17 protein-coding genes are annotated in these 17,061 nt (G+C 62.3%); 8 read left to right on the forward strand and 9 right to left on the reverse strand.

The window, feature by feature from the left end:
* From CA951_RS40510 to CA951_RS40545, 8 genes are all read right to left on the reverse strand, one after another.
* Positions 1-185, reverse strand: a 185-nt coding sequence (locus tag CA951_RS40510; protein WP_306300877.1) for a citrate/2-methylcitrate synthase, incomplete at its 3' end; no start/stop codon positions are given.
* Between the two features lie 463 nt (positions 186-648).
* Positions 649-1,599: a 3-carboxyethylcatechol 2,3-dioxygenase gene (locus CA951_RS40515; protein ID WP_087562221.1), complete on the reverse strand. Its 951-nt coding sequence runs from the start codon at positions 1,597-1,599 to the stop codon at positions 649-651.
* 28 nt (positions 1,600-1,627) lie between these two features.
* The gene (locus CA951_RS40520) at positions 1,628-2,491 is read right to left on the reverse strand and encodes an alpha/beta fold hydrolase (protein ID WP_087562222.1); all 864 of its coding nucleotides are present in this window, start codon (positions 2,489-2,491) and stop codon (positions 1,628-1,630) included.
* A 47-nt stretch (positions 2,492-2,538) separates the two neighbouring features.
* Positions 2,539-4,218, reverse strand: coding sequence for a bifunctional 3-(3-hydroxy-phenyl)propionate/3-hydroxycinnamic acid hydroxylase (locus tag CA951_RS40525; RefSeq protein WP_373415111.1), 1,680 nt, complete (start codon positions 4,216-4,218; stop codon positions 2,539-2,541).
* A 306-nt stretch (positions 4,219-4,524) separates the two neighbouring features.
* Complete coding sequence (locus CA951_RS40530) at positions 4,525-5,226, reverse strand: IclR family transcriptional regulator (RefSeq protein WP_087562224.1); 702 nt, start codon at positions 5,224-5,226, stop codon at positions 4,525-4,527.
* A gap of 108 nt (positions 5,227-5,334) precedes the next feature.
* Positions 5,335-5,775, reverse strand: coding sequence for a hotdog fold thioesterase (locus tag CA951_RS40535; RefSeq protein ID WP_087562225.1), 441 nt, complete (start codon positions 5,773-5,775; stop codon positions 5,335-5,337).
* A 487-nt stretch (positions 5,776-6,262) separates the two neighbouring features.
* Positions 6,263-7,528 carry a D-arabinono-1,4-lactone oxidase gene (locus tag CA951_RS40540; RefSeq protein WP_087562226.1) on the reverse strand — a complete coding sequence of 422 codons (1,266 nt, stop codon included), beginning with the start codon at positions 7,526-7,528 and terminating at the stop codon, positions 6,263-6,265.
* Positions 7,529-7,733: 205 nt separating this feature from the next.
* Entirely contained in the window at positions 7,734-8,498 is a 765-nt protein-coding gene (locus CA951_RS40545; protein WP_256974286.1) for a FadR/GntR family transcriptional regulator, read from the reverse strand.
* A 111-nt stretch (positions 8,499-8,609) separates the two neighbouring features.
* On the opposite strand from CA951_RS40545, the gene CA951_RS40550 reads away from it, so the two are divergent.
* From CA951_RS40550 to CA951_RS44720, 8 genes are all read left to right on the forward strand, one after another.
* Positions 8,610-9,860, forward strand: a complete 1,251-nt coding sequence (locus tag CA951_RS40550; RefSeq protein ID WP_087562227.1) for an amidohydrolase family protein — start codon at positions 8,610-8,612, stop codon at positions 9,858-9,860.
* On the forward strand, positions 9,860-10,234 hold the full coding sequence (locus CA951_RS40555) for a Rieske (2Fe-2S) protein (RefSeq protein WP_087562228.1): 375 nt from the start codon (positions 9,860-9,862) through the stop codon (positions 10,232-10,234). Before CA951_RS40550 ends, CA951_RS40555 begins: the two co-directional genes overlap by 1 nt.
* A 74-nt stretch (positions 10,235-10,308) precedes the next feature.
* Entirely contained in the window at positions 10,309-11,358 is a 1,050-nt protein-coding gene (locus tag CA951_RS40560) for an amidohydrolase family protein (RefSeq protein WP_256974287.1), read from the forward strand.
* 308 nt (positions 11,359-11,666) lie between these two features.
* Complete coding sequence (locus tag CA951_RS40565) at positions 11,667-12,338, forward strand: PDR/VanB family oxidoreductase (RefSeq protein ID WP_256974288.1); 672 nt, start codon at positions 11,667-11,669, stop codon at positions 12,336-12,338.
* Positions 12,339-12,552: 214 nt separating this feature from the next.
* The gene (locus CA951_RS40570; RefSeq protein ID WP_087562231.1) at positions 12,553-14,061 is read left to right on the forward strand and encodes an MFS transporter; all 1,509 of its coding nucleotides are present in this window, start codon (positions 12,553-12,555) and stop codon (positions 14,059-14,061) included.
* Complete coding sequence (locus CA951_RS40575) at positions 14,058-14,846, forward strand: HpcH/HpaI aldolase/citrate lyase family protein (protein WP_087562232.1); 789 nt, start codon at positions 14,058-14,060, stop codon at positions 14,844-14,846. Before CA951_RS40570 ends, CA951_RS40575 begins: the two co-directional genes overlap by 4 nt.
* A 1-nt stretch (position 14,847) precedes the next feature.
* Complete coding sequence (locus CA951_RS40580; protein WP_087562233.1) at positions 14,848-15,324, forward strand: nuclear transport factor 2 family protein; 477 nt, start codon at positions 14,848-14,850, stop codon at positions 15,322-15,324.
* 237 nt (positions 15,325-15,561) lie between these two features.
* Positions 15,562-15,951, forward strand: a complete 390-nt coding sequence (locus CA951_RS44720; protein ID WP_256974289.1) for an SDR family oxidoreductase — start codon at positions 15,562-15,564, stop codon at positions 15,949-15,951.
* 572 nt (positions 15,952-16,523) lie between these two features.
* Here CA951_RS44720 and CA951_RS40590 read toward each other — a convergent pair.
* Positions 16,524-16,898 (reverse strand): hypothetical protein, encoded by a 375-nt coding sequence (locus CA951_RS40590; RefSeq protein ID WP_087562234.1) that lies wholly within the window; start codon positions 16,896-16,898, stop codon positions 16,524-16,526.
* Positions 16,899-17,061 lie beyond the last annotated feature (163 nt).

Genomic DNA, 17,061 nt, shown 5'->3' on the forward strand with positions numbered 1-17,061 from the left:
GCCCACACGTTGCCGAAGGTGACGTGCTTGGAGACGAGTTCCTCGATGTCGACGCCGCGGTAGCGCAGGGCGCCGCCGTCCTTGTCGGGTTCGGCGATGTCGCTGGTGAACGCGACCACGCCTTCCAGTCCGGAGACGAAATCGTCCAGTTCTGCCGCTCTGTCGGTGATCTCCGCGGTAATCATGTCCTCGTGTTCCTCGAATGTTGTAGTGGCGGGGTTGTTCGGTGGACGGTCAGAAGAAGAAGTGGAAAACATTGCGTCGCGCGTCGCCACCACCGAGGCGCCGGTTTTCTCCGCTGTGTTGTTTCAGCTCGAGATGACGGTGTCGTCGGATACATTCCCGGCTCCGGGGTGTCGAACTCCGATCCCAAGCGTGTTTTTCCTTGCCGCTGTAACAAGCGATTCGGTTTCTGCGAAGATTCGCCTACATTGAACGACTCCGCAACGGGCTGGCTCCCACTTAAGGGGTTTCCGGATGCATTTACAAGCGTCTCCGACGCAATGCTCGCGGTTTGGACTCCGCAGATCAGACCGTTCACTGAGCGAACGCATCTTGTGTCACGGAGGTGTGGCATTGGTCAGCGAGCGCGGCTGTACGAGGGTGTCGGACGTTTCGGGTCGCTCTGATGGTGGAGGGGTGCGTGGGTCATGAGGCTCCTCGGATTGTGGCAGCCGTGATTGCGAACCCGGCGATGTATTCCTTGATCGGTTTGTAGAACTCGTAGCCGACCTCGTACTCGCCGCAGGCCCGTAAAGCGGAGTAGGCGGCGACCCAGGTCCGGACCTCGTGGGAGGAGTGCCCTGCGACGGCGTCCATCTCGTCCGCGGTGTAGGCGTCGAACTTTTCGACCTGGCCGGACCTGCAGACGTCCAGGAAGGCTCGATCCCAGTCGGGGTTGAGATCCATAATGTCGGCCTCGCCGGCGGCGAACTTGATTGCGGTGTCGACGACCCTGGCCTGGCGGGCGGCTCGCGCCTGCGGGGTCGGGTTGCGCCCGTCGGTCAGCATCTGGCGTTGAGCCTCGTTCGCGGTGGCGATCTGCGGTACCGGTGGGTCGTGGGAGAGTCCGCCGGAACCGAGGAAGAGAACGTTCTTGTCAGAGTTTTTGAAATATTGACCGATGGCTTGGCCGAATCGGCGTACACGGGCGACTTTAACGAACGGACGAGCGACCGAGTTCACGAACACGGGAACAATCGGTTTCGCGGCTACATCGCCGCCATAGAGGATTTCCATCGGCTGTACGGCCCCATGGTCGACTGTCATCTTCCGAGAGATCGCGACGTCGACGTCCTGATCGATCACGTATTCGGCCAATTTCTCGGCAATGTCGGTCGGCACGGCGAGTTCGCCGGCGAACGAGTCGTAGTCGCCGCTCCCCGTTGCGTTCAGACCGATGCAGAACGGCGGCATCAGATCGTAAAAGAAGCCGTTGTAGTGATCGGGGCCGAAGTTGACGACCAGGTCCGGATCGAAGTCGTGCACGAATGCGCGGGCCTGTTCTATCGCGGCGTCAACGCTCGCCTTCACTTCCGCCGGCGGATGGGCGAGGTGCAGAAGCGGGCTGTGAGACATGCACACCAGGGCGTGAGCCATGACGACTATCCCTTTCCTCGATGGGGTGTCAGCGTGTGACGCCGTGGGAAGTGAGGTACTGCGTGATGACGGTGTTGAAGTCCTCGGCGCGCTCAACCTGGGACCAGTGGCCGCACTGGCTGAATATGTGTGAGTCGGCGTGTGGAATCACATTGAGCAATTCCCATGTCCGGGAGACAGGGATTACTACATCCTGCACACCGTGGATCAACAAGACGGGGATCTCGAGCCGGCTCAGCACCTCGAAGTCCAAGGGCAGTTCATGACGGTCGCGATCGCGGGCGGTAACCACGTCGGCGAGGCGGTCCGAGGCGGTGTCGTTGAGGGCGGACTGGTAGCGCAGGGCCACCAGTTCATCGGTGACGAGCGACTTATTTACGACGAACAGTTCGAGGGTCTTCCGGATTCCGTCCTCTGTGAGGTTCGGGTTCGAATGTCCGGCCAGGGCACCCGTCAGCTTCGCGCCGCCGGTGCCCATGGAGACGATCCCCAGGAGTCGTTCGGGGAAGTCGATGGCGAACTGGAAGGCAAGCCAGCCGCCGAGAGAGTTCCCGACGATCCACGTTTTCTCGATGCCGAGAGCATCGAGCACTCGTACTGCGTGCCGGACCCATTCCTTGATGCCATATGCGGTGCCTTCGGCGACCACGCTCTGGCCGTAGCCGATGGAATCGATGGCGATACAGCGGCCATGTTCGCTGATTGCGGGCAGGTTCAGCCACCAGTTTGCAGCTGCCGTGACGCCGGTTCCGGAGCCGTGCAAGAACAGGATGGGCGTACCCTGCCCGAGTTCGTGGTAGTGGGTGAGCTCGCCCGGGGCGGTCTCGATCCACTTGTCTTCGAGACCGAAGAAGGGGTGGGTGGTGTACTCGGGTGTTTCGATGGTTGTCATTGATGGCTCTCTCTCGGATGTCGTGGCGGGGTCGACGGTCGGGACCTCTAGCTGGACACCCGGGTGCGTGTGACCCCCAGCGAAGGGATGCTGTCGGCCGGTTGGCCGGTGAAGGCCATGGCAAGCAACATCGCATCGAGGGTGGCCGGGGCATGCTGGGTGAGGCAGGCGCCGGCGACGAAGCGGTCTGGACGAAGGAACACCAGCGGAGTCGGTCGGTCGTCGAACCACTTCTTCAATCGTCCGGTGTGATCGCCGAGTACCAATACGTCGGGGTCCATGTACTGCTCTGCCCACGCGCGCTGGGTTTCCGGGACCACGGCGACCAGGCGGGCGCCGAGGGCGTCCAGCTTGTCGAGTGACGATTGCGGCAGTACATCTTTGGGGCTGTTGCCCCAAACGATGACGGACCACCAATTCCCGATGGCGTCGTCGAGCAGCACGTTCGACGCGAGGCGGGTATGTACACGGGGTTGCGGGAACTGGACACCAACCGGCGAGACTGTGCTGTTCGCGGTCAACACAGGAATGAGCTTGCTGGTGAGGCCGGCTGCCGCCGTCCCTGATGCCTGGGTTGTGGGGTCGACAAGCACGCCCTGGGTATATCGAGGCATGGGCTTGAAGCGCATGTCCGCGAAGTAGCGCTTGACCTGAGGTAAGAGATTGAGGACGGAGGACGCGACATCCCGAGCGGTGGCGGCGATCGGGTTGGTGACCTTGATGAACTTCCCGAAGGTCAGAGACAGGTCCACCATCGCCTTCGCATGATCTTTGCGTTCGGTGGTGTAGGTGTCGAGCAACTCGTCATCAGCCTGGCCGGCGAGAACCGCGGCCAGCTTCCATCCGAGGTTCGTCGCATCTCGCATTCCGGAGTTCCAACCCTGCCCCATCCACACCGGCATCAGATGCGCGGCATCGCCGGCGATCAACTGGCGACCCTTGCGGAAGTTGGATGCCACCCGGCCGTGATGGGTAAAGACCCGGGCCCGGATGAAGTCGAGGTCGGATGGGTTCGGGACATGGTTGGCGAGGAGTTCGTTGACGTACGCGGGGTCGGTGACCTGATCTTCGGTCTCCCCGTCGCGAAGCATGAATTCCCAGCGGCGCACCGCATGAGGCAGCCCGATGGAGACGTACGGACGCTTGGGATCGGCGCCGAGGAAGACGTTCGGCGTGCCGAGGGGATCGTTGTTCACATCGACCACCAGCCAGCGTGTGGAGGGGGATTCGCCTTCGAAGCTCACCCCGAGACGCTTACGGGTCGGGGACTTGCCTCCCTCGCATCCGACGAGGTACCGGCCGCGGAAGCGCCGCTCCTCGACCTCGCCGTCCGAGCCGGCGACCAGAGCGATTGCGGTGACCGATTCGCCGTCCTCGAGCACGTCCTCGACACGATGCCCGAAATGCACTTGGACGTGGTCGAATCGCGCGAGTCCCTCGTAGAGCGCTTTGTCGACTTCGGGCTGGATGAACCCGTGCTTGCGCTCCCATCCGAACTCGTCGGTCTGCGGGTTGTTGACCAGGATGACTTTCCCGGCCCCGTTGACCAACCGCATGATGTGCTGCGGATTGGTGTGTGGACGAACAGTATCCACCAGACCCACGGTCTGGACGGTGCGGAAGGACTCGTCGTCGAGCCCCACGCCGCGGGGGTAGTCGATCAATTGGTCCATCGCCTCGAGCACCGTCACCGTTCGGCCATACATACCGAGAATGTTCGCAAGCATCAGACCCGCCGGACCTGCTCCCACAATGAGAACTTCACTGTCCTCGACGCCACTCTCGGGATCGCGAGACACGTTCCGCGAGCCGTCTCCCGTGCACGCGTCAGTGTTCATATAGCGCCTCTTCCCAGTCGTTAATTGCACGAGTGTCGCCTATATGTGAACACGCGCGCACCCACCCTTGTCAAGGGGGCTGGCGGTATCGGAGCACCGGAATGTCGAATAGACCCGTACCGCGATCGAACTGCGGTACGGGCCGGCGGAGGTCCTCCGCGCCTGGTGAGCGCGTTTTCTGCCGAGATCGACGGTTTACATGGAGTAGCTGCTCAATTCAGCCGCGACCTTCAGGACCGCATCAGGTGCGCTTTCGATCAGGTCTTGCGACGCGCTGATCAGGGTTAGGCATGCGGCAGGTTCACCCGCGGCTCGAGTGAGAGGGACGCCGAGACCCCAGAATCCGGGCTCGACCTCGCCGAACGTGATGACGTAACCGCGGCGCCGACCCTCGGTGACGCGCGGGTTCTCGGCAGGTTGCGCAGGCAGGGCGGCAAGCAGTGCGTATCCGGCCGCGCCGCAGTCGAGGGGATGGCGTCCACCCTGTCTGAAGGACAACCGAACGTTGGTGCTGGTGGGTTCGACAACGGCGACGGCCACGGCATCGTCAGCCTCGGCCACAAAGAGTGCGACACTGGCGCCGAGCTGGTTCGCCAGCCGGCGCATGGCGGGTGTTGCCTGTTCCCTCAAGCCTGCGTAGACCTCGCGGGCCAGGGCGGCAAGGCCGCCGGCGACGCGATAGCGGCCGTCGGGGCCGCGGTTGATCAGGCGGAACTCGGCGACCGTCGCTAGCAGGCGGGTAGCGATGCTGCGGTGCACTCCGAGTTCGTCCGCTACGTCCTGGATCGTCATTCCGTTCGCGGAATCCGCCACCAACTCGAGCGCGCGGAGGCCCCGCGCGAGGGTCTGCGTGCCGGCTGCGCGAGCGCCGGTGGGATTGCTGTCGGGGGAAGCCACGAACTCACTGTAAGGGCAAGCGTGGGCGGTGTTGCGCTGCCAACCCTCCTTCCGGCATTGGAGTGACGACTCCGTGGACGGCTTCGATCGTCCACGGCGGTGCCGGTCTCAGGCGGGGCGAAGGATCTGGTCGCCGGTCCTGAGGGTATTGCCCCGGAACACGGCAACCAGGTTCCCGTCTTCCCGACGTACCACCACGTCGTAGATGCCCGCTTTGCCTGATTGGTGCGCTACCCGGCACTCCGCCAGGAGTTTGTCACCGATACGGGCAGCGGCAGGGTACGAAATGCTCGCCGTGGTAGTAATATTCGCAAGGTTCGTCGCGCTGGCCGCGTACGCCAGTGCGGTGTCGGCAAGCAGGAAAATGATGCCGCCATGACAGATTCCGAGGCTGTTGGACATGTCCTCGCGTACCGTCATCGCCATCACGGCGAAACCTTCATCCACCTCACGGCACTCGATCCCGTGCGATTGTGCGCAATGATCGCCCGCCAGCAGCGCCTGCGCAACATCGGCGGGAAGCGGCGTGGTTGCGACCTCGACACTCATTCGGCGCCTTCCTAAGTTGTCAGCTCGATCGGTACGTTGCTGTCGCTCTTCGCGCAGAACCCGACTTCGAGGTGTGTGCACGATCGACGCGACCTGAAGCGTCGGTCGACCCCCCCATGGCAGCCATCAGCCATGCATCGCGGTGTCCGGTTCGAACGTGAGGCCGAACCGGACACGTCAGGGCAAATGGTCGAAGCTCGCCGGTCCGGGGACTGCACCCACACCCGGCCCTGAGCCTGGGACCGGCGCGGCCGATCTGGTGCTGGACATCCGGCCGACTCGATGCGGACTCCGGCGAACAGCCGAGGTGTCACCGTGTCGGAGCCGGGTGCTGATCATCGATCAGCTACATACGGGTGCCATGAATTCCCGAAATCCAGTGCCCGGATGCCCCTCGGACCACTCACCCCGGTACATTGACGCGCGCTCCCGCGTGCGGTCGGCCGGCTCTTGAGCCTGCGCCGTGCGCGATGTCGGTATGCTCCGATCAGCCCACGAGCGGTCGGGTGTGGTCGTTGAGGAAGATGCCGTCCGGGTCAATTTCCCTACGTACTCGAACGAAGTCGCCGTGGCGCGGGTATACGGCCTCGAGGTACTCACGGGTCATGAGGTGCAACTTTCCCCAGTGGGCCCGCGCCTCGAACTGCTTGAGTGTGCGGTCGACATCGCGCAGGTAGGGCCAATACTCGACACCCGGGTGGCCAGCGACCGAGACCGTCACGGTGTCTCGTTCGTAGAAGGGGGACATCCACGCCTCATCGCCTTTGACGAATCTGATGAACATCGGGTGGACTTGGTTGGCGTGCTCGCCCCGCATGAGGTCCTGCACCTGACGAATCGCCTCATGAGCTTTGTCGACCGGAATCATGTACTCGAGCTCGAAGAACGGATTAGTGGTGTTCTCCGCGGACAGGACGAAGTAGGACGGGCCGCGCCGTGCACCGACTTCTCGACACCACTCGGACTCCGAGATCGGATCGATCGGATTGAACTGCATGAACATCGCACTGTTGGCAAGTGACTTCCCCTCAGGGGTGGGGACGTTGTATTCGCGCGCCGCAGTGTCACTTTGCAACCACATCACCGCATGATTACGGTTCGCCGCCACATCCGAGTCCCAGGATCGTTGCGCCTCGTCCCAGTCGACGAAGACCAGTCGCTCCTCGAGGAAGAATCTGGGTACGACCTTCAACTCGATTTCGAGGAAAACGCCCATCACGCCGAGGCTGGTCTGGGCCGCGTGCAACCGGTCGGGATCGTCCTCGCCGATTTCGACCACTTCGCCCCGGCCGTCGACCAGGCGAACCCAGGTAACCATCGACGACATGCCCTGCAGCCCTTGGCCGGTCCCGTGCGTAGAGGTGGCCAGTGCACCACCGATGGTCTGGTTCCAGATGATCCCCTGATTGAGCAGCGCGAATCCACGATCCCATAGGTCGGCGACGAATTGCCGGATCGTCGTGCCTGCCCGGACCCGCACCCGTCCCCGCGCCGGGTCAATCGCAGTGATGCCGGTCAGATTGAGAAGGTTGAGCAACATTCCACCGGTCGCAACGAGCGGAGAGAAGGACAAACTGCTGCCACAGACTCGTGCGGAAAGCCCGATCTCCCGGGCTTGCTTGACTGCGTCGACGACATCTTCCTCGGTATGTGCCTGCACCGTGATCGCAGGTGTCGATTGGATGTTTCCAGCCCAATTCGACCACATCTGATAGTCCTTGGTTGACGTCTTTTGCGGCACGTTTAACGACATCTCGTCACTCCTCGTTGACTGACCGTGAAGGCGCGGTTCAGGGATGCTTACCCTTCGAATGTCCATACGTTCCGGACTCCCAGGGAGCGGTTTTCACTGTACAAACCCGCCGACGACTAAACAGTACCCTGTTGTGAAGTGGCTCACGATGGGGCTCCTGATGGACCTCACCTCACGGTTGCAGTGACTTCCGGACACCGTCCGGTTACTGTTTCGAGTCTTCTTCCTCCGGGGAAGATTCGGCTTTCCTGTCGACTTCGACGTAGAAGGCCTTGGTCCAGGCCAGGGTCTCCTCGTATTCCGCCAATGCGCGCGGAAGGTCTCGTTCGACAAGAGCGTCGACGACGCGCTTGTGCCGCTTGTACACCCCTCGACGAACATCGCGAAGATCGGGCTGGGGAGCCCGCTTGAGGTACTCCACCCTTACAAGCGACTCGACGACACGGGCACACAACTCCAAAGCCGGGTTACCTGTGAGCGATCCGAGTAATGTGTGAAAGCCACGAATGTCCTCTGGTGATTTGGGAACCGGCGCATCCGAGTCGATCTCGGCCTTCTCCATCTCGAGATGAGCGCGCAGCCGGCGAGCGTTCTCGTTGTTCATCCTGTCGACGATCAAGGGAATGAGCGAGAGCTCAATGGTGTGACGCGCCTCCTGTAGGTGCTCCGGAAGGACGCGCCGGAAGGTCAGGTAGCGGACCGCGCTCTGAACGATGCCGGCGTCGCCCGGTGCCGTGACCCAGAGGCCTCCGCCGCGTCCGCGCCGCATCTGCACTACGCCTTGCTGTTCGAGAATGCAGATAGCTTCTCGAAGACCGCCCCGGCTTACCGAGTACTGCTCCATCAGATCGCCTTCGGTGCCGAGGTACATGCCCACAGGCCAACCCTCCGCGACGATGCTCCGGGCGATCTTGTCGGCGATCGAGACACCGACCTTTCCGCCCAAATACGCGGTGGTCTGGTCTGACACGTTGGCCTCCTAAACAGGGTGATGTTTGTCACTCACTGTGACGTTAAGCTCGGAGAAGCCAACATGCAAGGGCCATTAATCGTGACCCTTATTCTCGGATAGAGAGTAGAGATGACGGAGCCCAAAACCAGTCAACTGCACCTCGGGCAACCGAAGCGTGTGACAACCATCGACACAGATACACACCCGGACACGGCGATCGAGATGATGATCGACGACATCCCAGAGCCATGGCGGACGCGGTACTACAAGAACCGCGCGAACGACATCGAGAACACCCGGTTGTTCTATGCTCCGCCGACCGCGGCCCGGATAGACGCGCTCGTCACCGGCAAGCGTCCCGGCGAAGACAAGCAACTGTACGCGGAGCAAGTCCTCCAGGAGTCCAGCACAGACTACGCCTTCCTGATCCCCCTCTCCCGCAGCAAATGGTGGGACCCGGAGTGGGAGTCCGCGCGATGCACGGCCACGAACAGCTATATCGCCCGAGACTGGCTCGGCACTGCCAACAACGCCCACGGCCGGTACCGCGCGGGTATTCGGGTCTCACCCGGCGACCCCGATCGTGCCATCGCCGAGATCAACAAGTGGGTCGGTCACCCATACTTCTCGCAGGTGCAGTTCGCCCCGGAAACCCTCGTCCACCCCGTCGGGCATCCGCTCTACCGCCCAGTGCTGCGGGAAGCTGCGCGACACGGCCTTCCGGTAGCAATGCACATCACTCGTGAGAGTTCGATGCAGTCGATGACACCGGTAGGCTACAACGCCTATCACATCGAAGTCATGGGATCCTGGTCGCACTACTTCGTGAACCATCTCGCGAGTCTGATCTTCGACGGCGTCTTCGCAGAGTTGCCGGATCTGAAGGTCGTCTTCGTCGAGGGTGGATTCACCTGGGCAGCGCCCGCTATCTGGCGGTTCGACAAGTACTGGAAGGCGCTCGGCGCGGAGATCCCCGAAGTGAAGCGGCGGCCGAGCGAGTACGTTCAAGATCAGCTTCGCATCACCACGCAGCCGCTGGAGGAGCCGACGGACCCCAGGGATCTCATTCGGCTCATCGAAGTAGCGAATCTGCAGAACGTTCTGATGTTCTCCAGCGACTACCCGCACTGGGACTACGACGATCCACGCCATGTGGCCATGCGCATGCCGGCCGAATGGCGCGACCTTGTGATGTACAAGAACGCGCAGGAGCTGTACGGGCTCCCCGAGACGAGACCGGTCGACGAACTCGATCTGAGCGCCGACCCGATGACTCGATACAAGCATCAGCAGATGAAGCACCGGCTCGACAACGGCGGCCGCCTAGTCACCGCCGTGACGAAGGCTCGGTCTGAGCATGACTTTGTGGGAGCGGACTGATGAAGACGGAAAAGAAGCAGACCCGCACCGTGGTTGCCCGGGTCGAGGAGATGCCGCCGGGATCGATGTGCATCGTCCCGGTGGGCAAGTTCGGCGTCGGTGTGTACAACATCAACGGCGAGTTCTCCGCGATCGTGAACTACTGCCCGCATCGAGGCGGGCCCATGTGCGTCGGTCAGCTGACCGGTGAGACGAAGGCAGGAGAGAAGCCGTACTCGCTCGAATACTCTCGGGAAGACGAGTTCATCAAATGCCCCTGGCATGGATGGGAATTCGATATCGCAACAGGAAAAGCCGTCGCGGCACCGGTCCGCGTGCGCACCTATGAGGTCGTGGTCGAGGATGGCCACGTCGTTCTTCTTGGAGCAGGATGATGACTGACAACCAACCCGCAATCGACAGCTGCATCACGCCGTTCTGGCGCACCGAGCTCGAGCCCCACCAGTGGATGCCCGAGCCGTGGGCCTCGAAGCGGCACCTGCCGGGGATCTTGCGCCAGATGTATTCGGCACCGACCGGCATCCCCCCGTACGGGGAGTACCTCGAAGCGGCCCGTCCGGAGGGCGATCCCGCCGCGCTTCCAGGCTCGGACATCGGGAAAGTCCTGTCCAAGATGGACTCTGATGGTTCTCGGCTCGGAGTTCTGACTCCGCTCACCCGCGGCCCGCAGCCAGACCTCGACATGTCCAGCGTCCTGTGCGGAGCTACGAACGACTGGCTCGCGCGCACTTGGCTCGATGCACCGGAATCCAATAACCGCTTCCTCGGCACGATCCGTGTCAACCCTGCTGACCCGGACGCCGCAGTTGCCGAGATCGAACGATGGGCGGACCATCCCGGGATGGTCCAGGTAGGAGTCCCGCTCGACGCCTGGCGGCCATACGGCCAGCGCAACTATTTCCGCATCTGGGAAACCGCCAGTCGCTACGAGTTGCCGGTCGTCGTCCATGCAGACGGCGGTGCAGCGGCCAACTACAAGCCCACAATGTCCGGATACCCACGCAAGCACATCGACTTCGCCTCACAGGAGTCGATCAGCGCCATGTACCACGTGTCCAGCTTCATTCTCGAGGGAGTCTTCGAGCGCCTTCCAAATCTGCGGGTGTACTTCGCAGACGGCTGCCACGATTTCCTCATCCCGTTCATCTGGCGCATGGACGCTGACTGGGCGATCTCGCGGCACGAGGTGCCTTGGCTGACAAAGGAGACCGAGGGCTACATCGACCGTCTCCGCTTCCGCACGAACCATCTGGAGGGACCCGACGAGCCCAGTGCTGAGTGGCACGCGCTCAGCCGATCCGCAGATCTGCTCATGTTCGGCAGCAATTTCCCGCATTGGACGACCACCAGCACGGCTGATGTGATACCGGGACTCTCAGACGACGATCGCCGCCGGATTCTCTGGGACAACGCAGCTGACCTCTACCTGCCGCGGCTGCGTAAGGTCGGGCGTGACGGTCTCCTCGCCGACGCGACCGCAGCGGAGAGCACGCCATGACCATCGAGAATGACCGAACCCTTGCGGCCCCAACCGGGGAGCAGACCTTGACCCTGGTCGTAGACAGCTGCGCAGCAGCGGCCGACGACGTGATGGAACTCGTGTTGGCGGCACCGGACGGAGGCAGGCTTCCGAGTTGGGATCCGGGATCGCACCTGGACGTACTGCTCGAGTCGGGGATGGTTCGCCAATACTCCCTCTCGGGGAGTCCTGCCACACTGGACTGCTACCGGTTGGGCATTCTGCGGGATGCGAACAGCCGCGGAGGTTCCGCGGAGGTTCACGACACCCTTCGCAAGGGGTCCCCGGTGACCATCCGCGGCCCACGCAACAACTTCCCGCTCGTGCCCGCGCCGCGCTATGTGTTCATTGCCGGCGGGATCGGCATCACACCCATCCTGCCCATGCTGGAAGCTGCCACCATATCCGGGGCCGAGTGGACCCTCCACTATGGCGGCCGCTCCTCCTCGTCCATGGCCTTCGTCGAGGAACTCTCCACGTATGGAGACCGAGTGACCATCTACCCGCAAGACACTGACGGTCCAATTCCCCTGGACAAAATCCTTGATTCGGTTGACGGGGCGCTCGTGTACTGCTGCGGGCCCGAAGGACTCTTGGCGGCGGTGGAGAGCATCTCCGAACTGAAAGGTCACCCACGCGCCTCGCTACACGTGGAGCGCTTCGTACCGAAAGAGATCGAGGCGGGGCCGGCGGCGGGGTTCGAGGTGGAGTTGGCTCGTAGCGGCTGCACACTCCATGTACCGGAGGATAAGTCGATCGTCGAGGTCGCGCGTGAGGTCGACGTGTTGGTTTTCACATCGTGCGAAGAGGGGATGTGTGGTTCCTGCGAGACGCGCGTCCTCGGAGGCGAACCCGAGCATCTCGACTCGTACAAGTCGCCGGAGGAGCACGAGGCCGAAGACACCATGGCGATCTGTGTATCCCGGGCGATGTCGGCCAAGCTCGTCCTGGACCTCTGACTGTCGCTGGATGCGCAGAACCCATGGTTCAGCAGAAAACCGATTGCTGACGCTGCTCTGACGGGATAAGGCCGTCGGAGCGGCGTCAGACCCCACTTCACTATCCTGCCTTCCTCCATAGGAGCACGCCGAAGCGATTTCACCGCGCCGGATCACTCGACCTCGTCGCTGTCCGATTCGCGATTCAGCAGGGCACGAACGCAAGGAACATTCGATGGCACTTCGAACCAGTTCAAGAAGCTGGCAGACGGTCAGCGCACCACTGCTCATCACGATCTTGGTGCTCGCAGAGACCAACCATGCTTTCGAGCAGAACATGGTCCAGATCGCACTTCCGCACATCTATTCCGACTTCGGTGATCCCTTCATCGTGGGATGGTCGATCACCGGCTATGCGCTCGTCGCAGCAGCTACGGCTGCCACAGCCGGCCGCCTCGGCGATGTGCTCGGTCGCAAGCAGGTCCTCGTGGCCTCCCTGCTCCTGGGCACCGTCGGGTCCTTCATCGTCGTGATCTCGCCGACCCTGCCGGGGCTCATCATCGGACGCGCTGTGCAGGGCGTCACGGGCGCCATTCTCGGACTAGCCTTTGGTATCGCACGAGAAAGGCTAGGGGAGAAGAGAATCGGTATGGCGCTCAGCCTACTCGCGGGGACCGCGCTCATCGGTGGTCCCATGGGTACTTTCGTTGCAGGGGCACTAGTTGACAGCCTCGGCTGGCACAGCATGTTCTACTTCAGCGGGGCGCTCGCACTCATCTCCGCGGCCATCACCGCCTGGCTTCTTCCGTCCTCAGAACGACGTGGCACGCTGCGTGATGTTGACTTTCTCGGCGGAACGATGTTCGCGGTGGCCGTGACGCTCGTCCTCTTGGGATTCACCTTGATGCGTCGCCCAGGACTATCGTCCATCGTCCTCCTGAGTTTCGTTGGTGGCATCACAATCGCGGCGGTGTGGATCGTGTACACGCTCCGGCACAAGACACCGACCATTGACCTACGAACCTTCCGCGATGGTCGCGTGGCAGTGGCCCACCTCGCGATGTTCGTAGTGGCTGTGGGCGTCCTTGCATCCTTCCTGGTGTTCTCGGTCGTACTTCAGTCACCGGCTGGCGTCGGAATTGGAATGGGGCTTTCCGCCGCGGCCACTGCTGCAGTGATGGGAATCGCGAGCCTGGTCGGCGGTGCAATTCTCAGCCCGCTGTCAGGCACCCTCGCACAGCGATTCGGTGCCGGCGTTCCAATGACTGTGGGAAGCGTAATTATCTGCATCGCCTCGGCATCGTTATACTTCGGCGGCCAGGTCCCCACGCTGCTCGTCGCAGGATGCTCGGCGACCATCCTAGGAGTCGCGTTTCTCTACGCGGCAATACCGATTTTGCTCATGTCGGGCGTCCCCGAAGCACGCACCAGCGAGGCTGGAAACCTGAACCAGGTGATGAAATCGGTCGGACTGGCGATCGGGCCGCTCGTCTTTTCAGCGGTCCTCGCGTCACAGACCGTGCAGTTGGGTGGTAAGCCCTTCACGGCACCCACCGCGTACGCCAGCGCATTCCTGATCGCAGGCGTAGCGGGAATGACCCTGTTCGTTTTGTCGCTGGCCGCCCTCTATTTCGAGCGCTCAGCCAAGAACTACAGGAAGGCACAACCCGACCGTGAGAACCTGCGGAATGATCGCGACCGGATAGACGCAGAGATCCCCCAGCAAGCGGGTTACCACTCATGAACGGTCAGCCACCGGCACAGCGCGACCTGCGCGTCCGGATCGAAGCAGGTGCTGTTCTTGGCGTGTGGGTTTCAAAGCCCACCGACAGCATCCTCGAACTCATGGACGGATCCGACGCCGACTATCTCGGTATCGACTGCCAGCACGGCTACGCGAGTGAGGCGGATCTGCCACGGCTACTCGTACGGGCGTTCACGACACCGCGTCTCGTTCGTGTGGCGGACAGCCGGCACAGCAGTATCGGTCGTGCACTCGACGCAGGGGCGGACGGCATCATCGTGCCGATGGTCGACACCGTCCGCCAGGCCGAAGCCATCGTGCGGGCGGTTCGATACCCACCCCGTGGAATCCGAAGCTATGGACCGATCGCTCCGTACCTGAGTCGCGACCACACGGTGTTGGAAATCGCCCCGCTGGTGCTCGCCATGATCGAGACTGCCGAAGGCCTCCACAATCTGGAAGAAATCCTGGCTGTCGACGGGATCGACGGCGTATACGTCGGGCCAGCTGATCTGGGAATCACTCTGGGCGATGGCCCGGCACAGTTTCCACCCACATCAATTGTCCGAGAGCACATGAAGCGCGTCGCAGCTTCTGCCGCTGAGGCTGGCAAGTTTGCCGGTGTGCACGCCGGCCTCGGCTCTTTCGCGCAGGACTACCTCTCCATGGGATACCGCATGATTACCCTGGGAAACGAACAGTCCGTGGTCGTGCAGGGGATGTCGGCGGAACTCCGCGCCGCGGGACGCGAAGCAGCCGTGACCAGCGCGAAGGCAGGCTACTGACATGCAGTCGTCGACAGACACCGACGACAAGGGCATCGGAGCAGTCGGCGACGTGGTCCATCGGTTCGTCACCCATTGGGAGACGCTTGACTGGCAGGCTCTCGCGGAATTGTGGGATCACGCAGGCGACGTAACCTACATGGCCCCCGAAATCGACGACATTCTGGTCGGGTGGGAGACGATTGCCTCTCATCTGGCCCGCACTCGGTCCAGACTCGTCAACGCCACAATCGAGATGCCGCGCAGTCGGTTCCGTCTGATCACCGGGGACGTGGCCGTCGCGATCTTCATCGTTCGTTGGCGCATGCAGAGTGTGGAGTCCGACGTGGTCCGCGAGACCGCAGCACGTGTGACGGCGATACTGCGACGGCGCGGAAGTCAGTGGCGGATCGTGCACTACATGGAAGAGTCCTACTTCCTGCCTGAGTGTGCTGAAGCGTCCCACTTCCTGGAAGACCTTGAGTCGCCCTTCCGCTGAGCAAGAAATTGTCGGTCACGACGTCACGGCGGGAATCGAACACGAGACAGCATGGGTACCTCTCAGTGCAGGAACGTTTCGATGAGGGCCGATCACGGTTCCGCCTCCGCCAAGTCTGACCGCTCTCGTGTGGTCAATCAACTCTGGACGGAGACCCCAATGGCAGAACAAAATCGAGCACCGCGTCAGGACGCCTAGAGAATAAGGTCGCCCTGGTCCTGGGCGCGGAAAGGCAACATGGGACAGGCCATCGCCCGCGCATTCGCCGCCGACGGGGCGAAGGTCGTCGTTGCCGGACGCGAGCAGCAGTTGAAGACCCTGGCCGACCAGATCAAAGGACCATTCCAGATGCTGCAGGATTTGATCGAGACGATGGAGAGTGGATCGTCCATCATCAACATATCCTCGGCAGCCGCCATAATCGGCTTCGAGAACCGCATGGCGTATACAGGCGCCAAGGCCGGCACGGAACATGTCCTGAGGGAGGTTGCGAACGAATACGGATGTCGAGGTATCCGGCTTAACACGATCGCGCCTGTTCTGACCGAGACACCTCTCTCGGCCGATTATCACCGAACTCCGGGAGTCGTTGACGCATTTGTCGAGGAGTATCCGCTGGGCCGGTAGAAACACATTTGCGGACGTCGCCCATACCGTGGTTTTCCTGGCAAGTGACGAGTGCTTCATGAGCGGCCAAACCCCGCAGGTCAACGGCGGCCTGACCCTTCGGCGCAATCCGACCCGGGCCGAGATCGAACAGCGGATAAGGGAGGCTTGTTCGTCAGGAGGCGGGTGCGATGACCGCACTCCGGAAGTGCTGCAGCGGTTCAGTCCCGGAGCCAAACCGAATCGCGGCGTGGCGACCAAAATATGCGTTTCGAATTCCCTCACGTATTAGGAGAAGTACGTTGTCTACCAATGAATCTGATCCGATAACACGCCGCTCCACGGTCGCATCTTCGGTGAGAATCCCGCATAGCGATGAATTGACTCGTCGCGACATTGCCGTTGTCATTCACGCTCTCACCGGACGCTCGGCCGAGAACGCGGGAGTGTGACCCACGTGCGGACAGCGCTCCGTCGGCACGACGGACGACACGGCACCGGAGCACAACCACCACCCGATCTCCGGCCGAACAGTCCAGCCGCCACCGATGCGATCAAAATACTCGAATGCGGTCTCAGAACCTGATCCGGACTCATAGGTCGTGGTCGAGGTCGGTGCGTGCGGCTTCGGCGCAGCGGGCGAGGATGATTTTGTCGCCCAAAGAAAGTCGAATGCGCAGATCGCGCGCAAGGTCGGGGTCGCGCGGCCGGCGATCCTGGCGCTCTCGGTACGAGGAGGTCGAGAGCGCCGGCCTCGAAGACGAACAACGGTCGGGGCGATCGCGGACGGTTGACCACGCCGCGGTTGTGACCGCGTCGCTGGCTCCGCCGCCGAAGATTCGCGGGGTGACGCACTGGAGCAGCCGGTTGCTTACAACGCGATCGTGCTGTGTGTGGACGAGAAGTCGTAGATCCAGGCCCTGGACATCGCCACCGTCAAGGTCACCGGGCTGCGCAAACCGCGCCATCCATCAGGAGCTCCTCGTCTTCCTCGAACACGTCCCCGCGCCTAACCGGAGCGTGAGCTGCATCTGGTGATGGACAACTACGCCACTGACAAGAAGCCGAAGTCTGCGCGTGGCTGGCCGAACATCCCCGTATCCATGTGCATTTCACGCCCACCCCGGCAGC

Source organism: Rhodococcus sp. NCIMB 12038 (genome assembly GCF_002165735.1).
Taxonomy (GTDB): domain Bacteria; phylum Actinomycetota; class Actinomycetes; order Mycobacteriales; family Mycobacteriaceae; genus Rhodococcus_F.

Bases quoted from the DNA above. Each gene is read 5' to 3' on its own strand.
- CA951_RS40555 (WP_087562228.1), top strand. From the start codon at position 9,860: ATGAAGACGGAAAAGAAGCAGACCCGCACCGTGGTTGCCCGGGTCGAG.
- CA951_RS40525 (WP_373415111.1), bottom strand. From the start codon at position 4,218: ATGCTTGCGAACATTCTCGGTATGTATGGCCGAACGGTGACGGTGCTC.
- CA951_RS40520 (WP_087562222.1), bottom strand. From the start codon at position 2,491: ATGACAACCATCGAAACACCCGAGTACACCACCCACCCCTTCTTCGGT.
- CA951_RS40570 (WP_087562231.1), top strand. From the start codon at position 12,553: ATGGCACTTCGAACCAGTTCAAGAAGCTGGCAGACGGTCAGCGCACCA.
- CA951_RS40560 (WP_256974287.1), top strand. From the start codon at position 10,309: ATGCCCGAGCCGTGGGCCTCGAAGCGGCACCTGCCGGGGATCTTGCGC.
- CA951_RS40550 (WP_087562227.1), top strand. From the start codon at position 8,610: ATGACGGAGCCCAAAACCAGTCAACTGCACCTCGGGCAACCGAAGCGT.
- CA951_RS44720 (WP_256974289.1), top strand. From the start codon at position 15,562: ATGGGACAGGCCATCGCCCGCGCATTCGCCGCCGACGGGGCGAAGGTC.
- CA951_RS40580 (WP_087562233.1), top strand. From the start codon at position 14,848: ATGCAGTCGTCGACAGACACCGACGACAAGGGCATCGGAGCAGTCGGC.
- CA951_RS40590 (WP_087562234.1), bottom strand. From the start codon at position 16,898: ATGGCGCGGTTTGCGCAGCCCGGTGACCTTGACGGTGGCGATGTCCAG.
- CA951_RS40535 (WP_087562225.1), bottom strand. From the start codon at position 5,775: ATGAGTGTCGAGGTCGCAACCACGCCGCTTCCCGCCGATGTTGCGCAG.
- CA951_RS40540 (WP_087562226.1), bottom strand. From the start codon at position 7,528: ATGTCGTTAAACGTGCCGCAAAAGACGTCAACCAAGGACTATCAGATG.
- CA951_RS40515 (WP_087562221.1), bottom strand. From the start codon at position 1,599: ATGGCTCACGCCCTGGTGTGCATGTCTCACAGCCCGCTTCTGCACCTC.
- CA951_RS40575 (WP_087562232.1), top strand. From the start codon at position 14,058: ATGAACGGTCAGCCACCGGCACAGCGCGACCTGCGCGTCCGGATCGAA.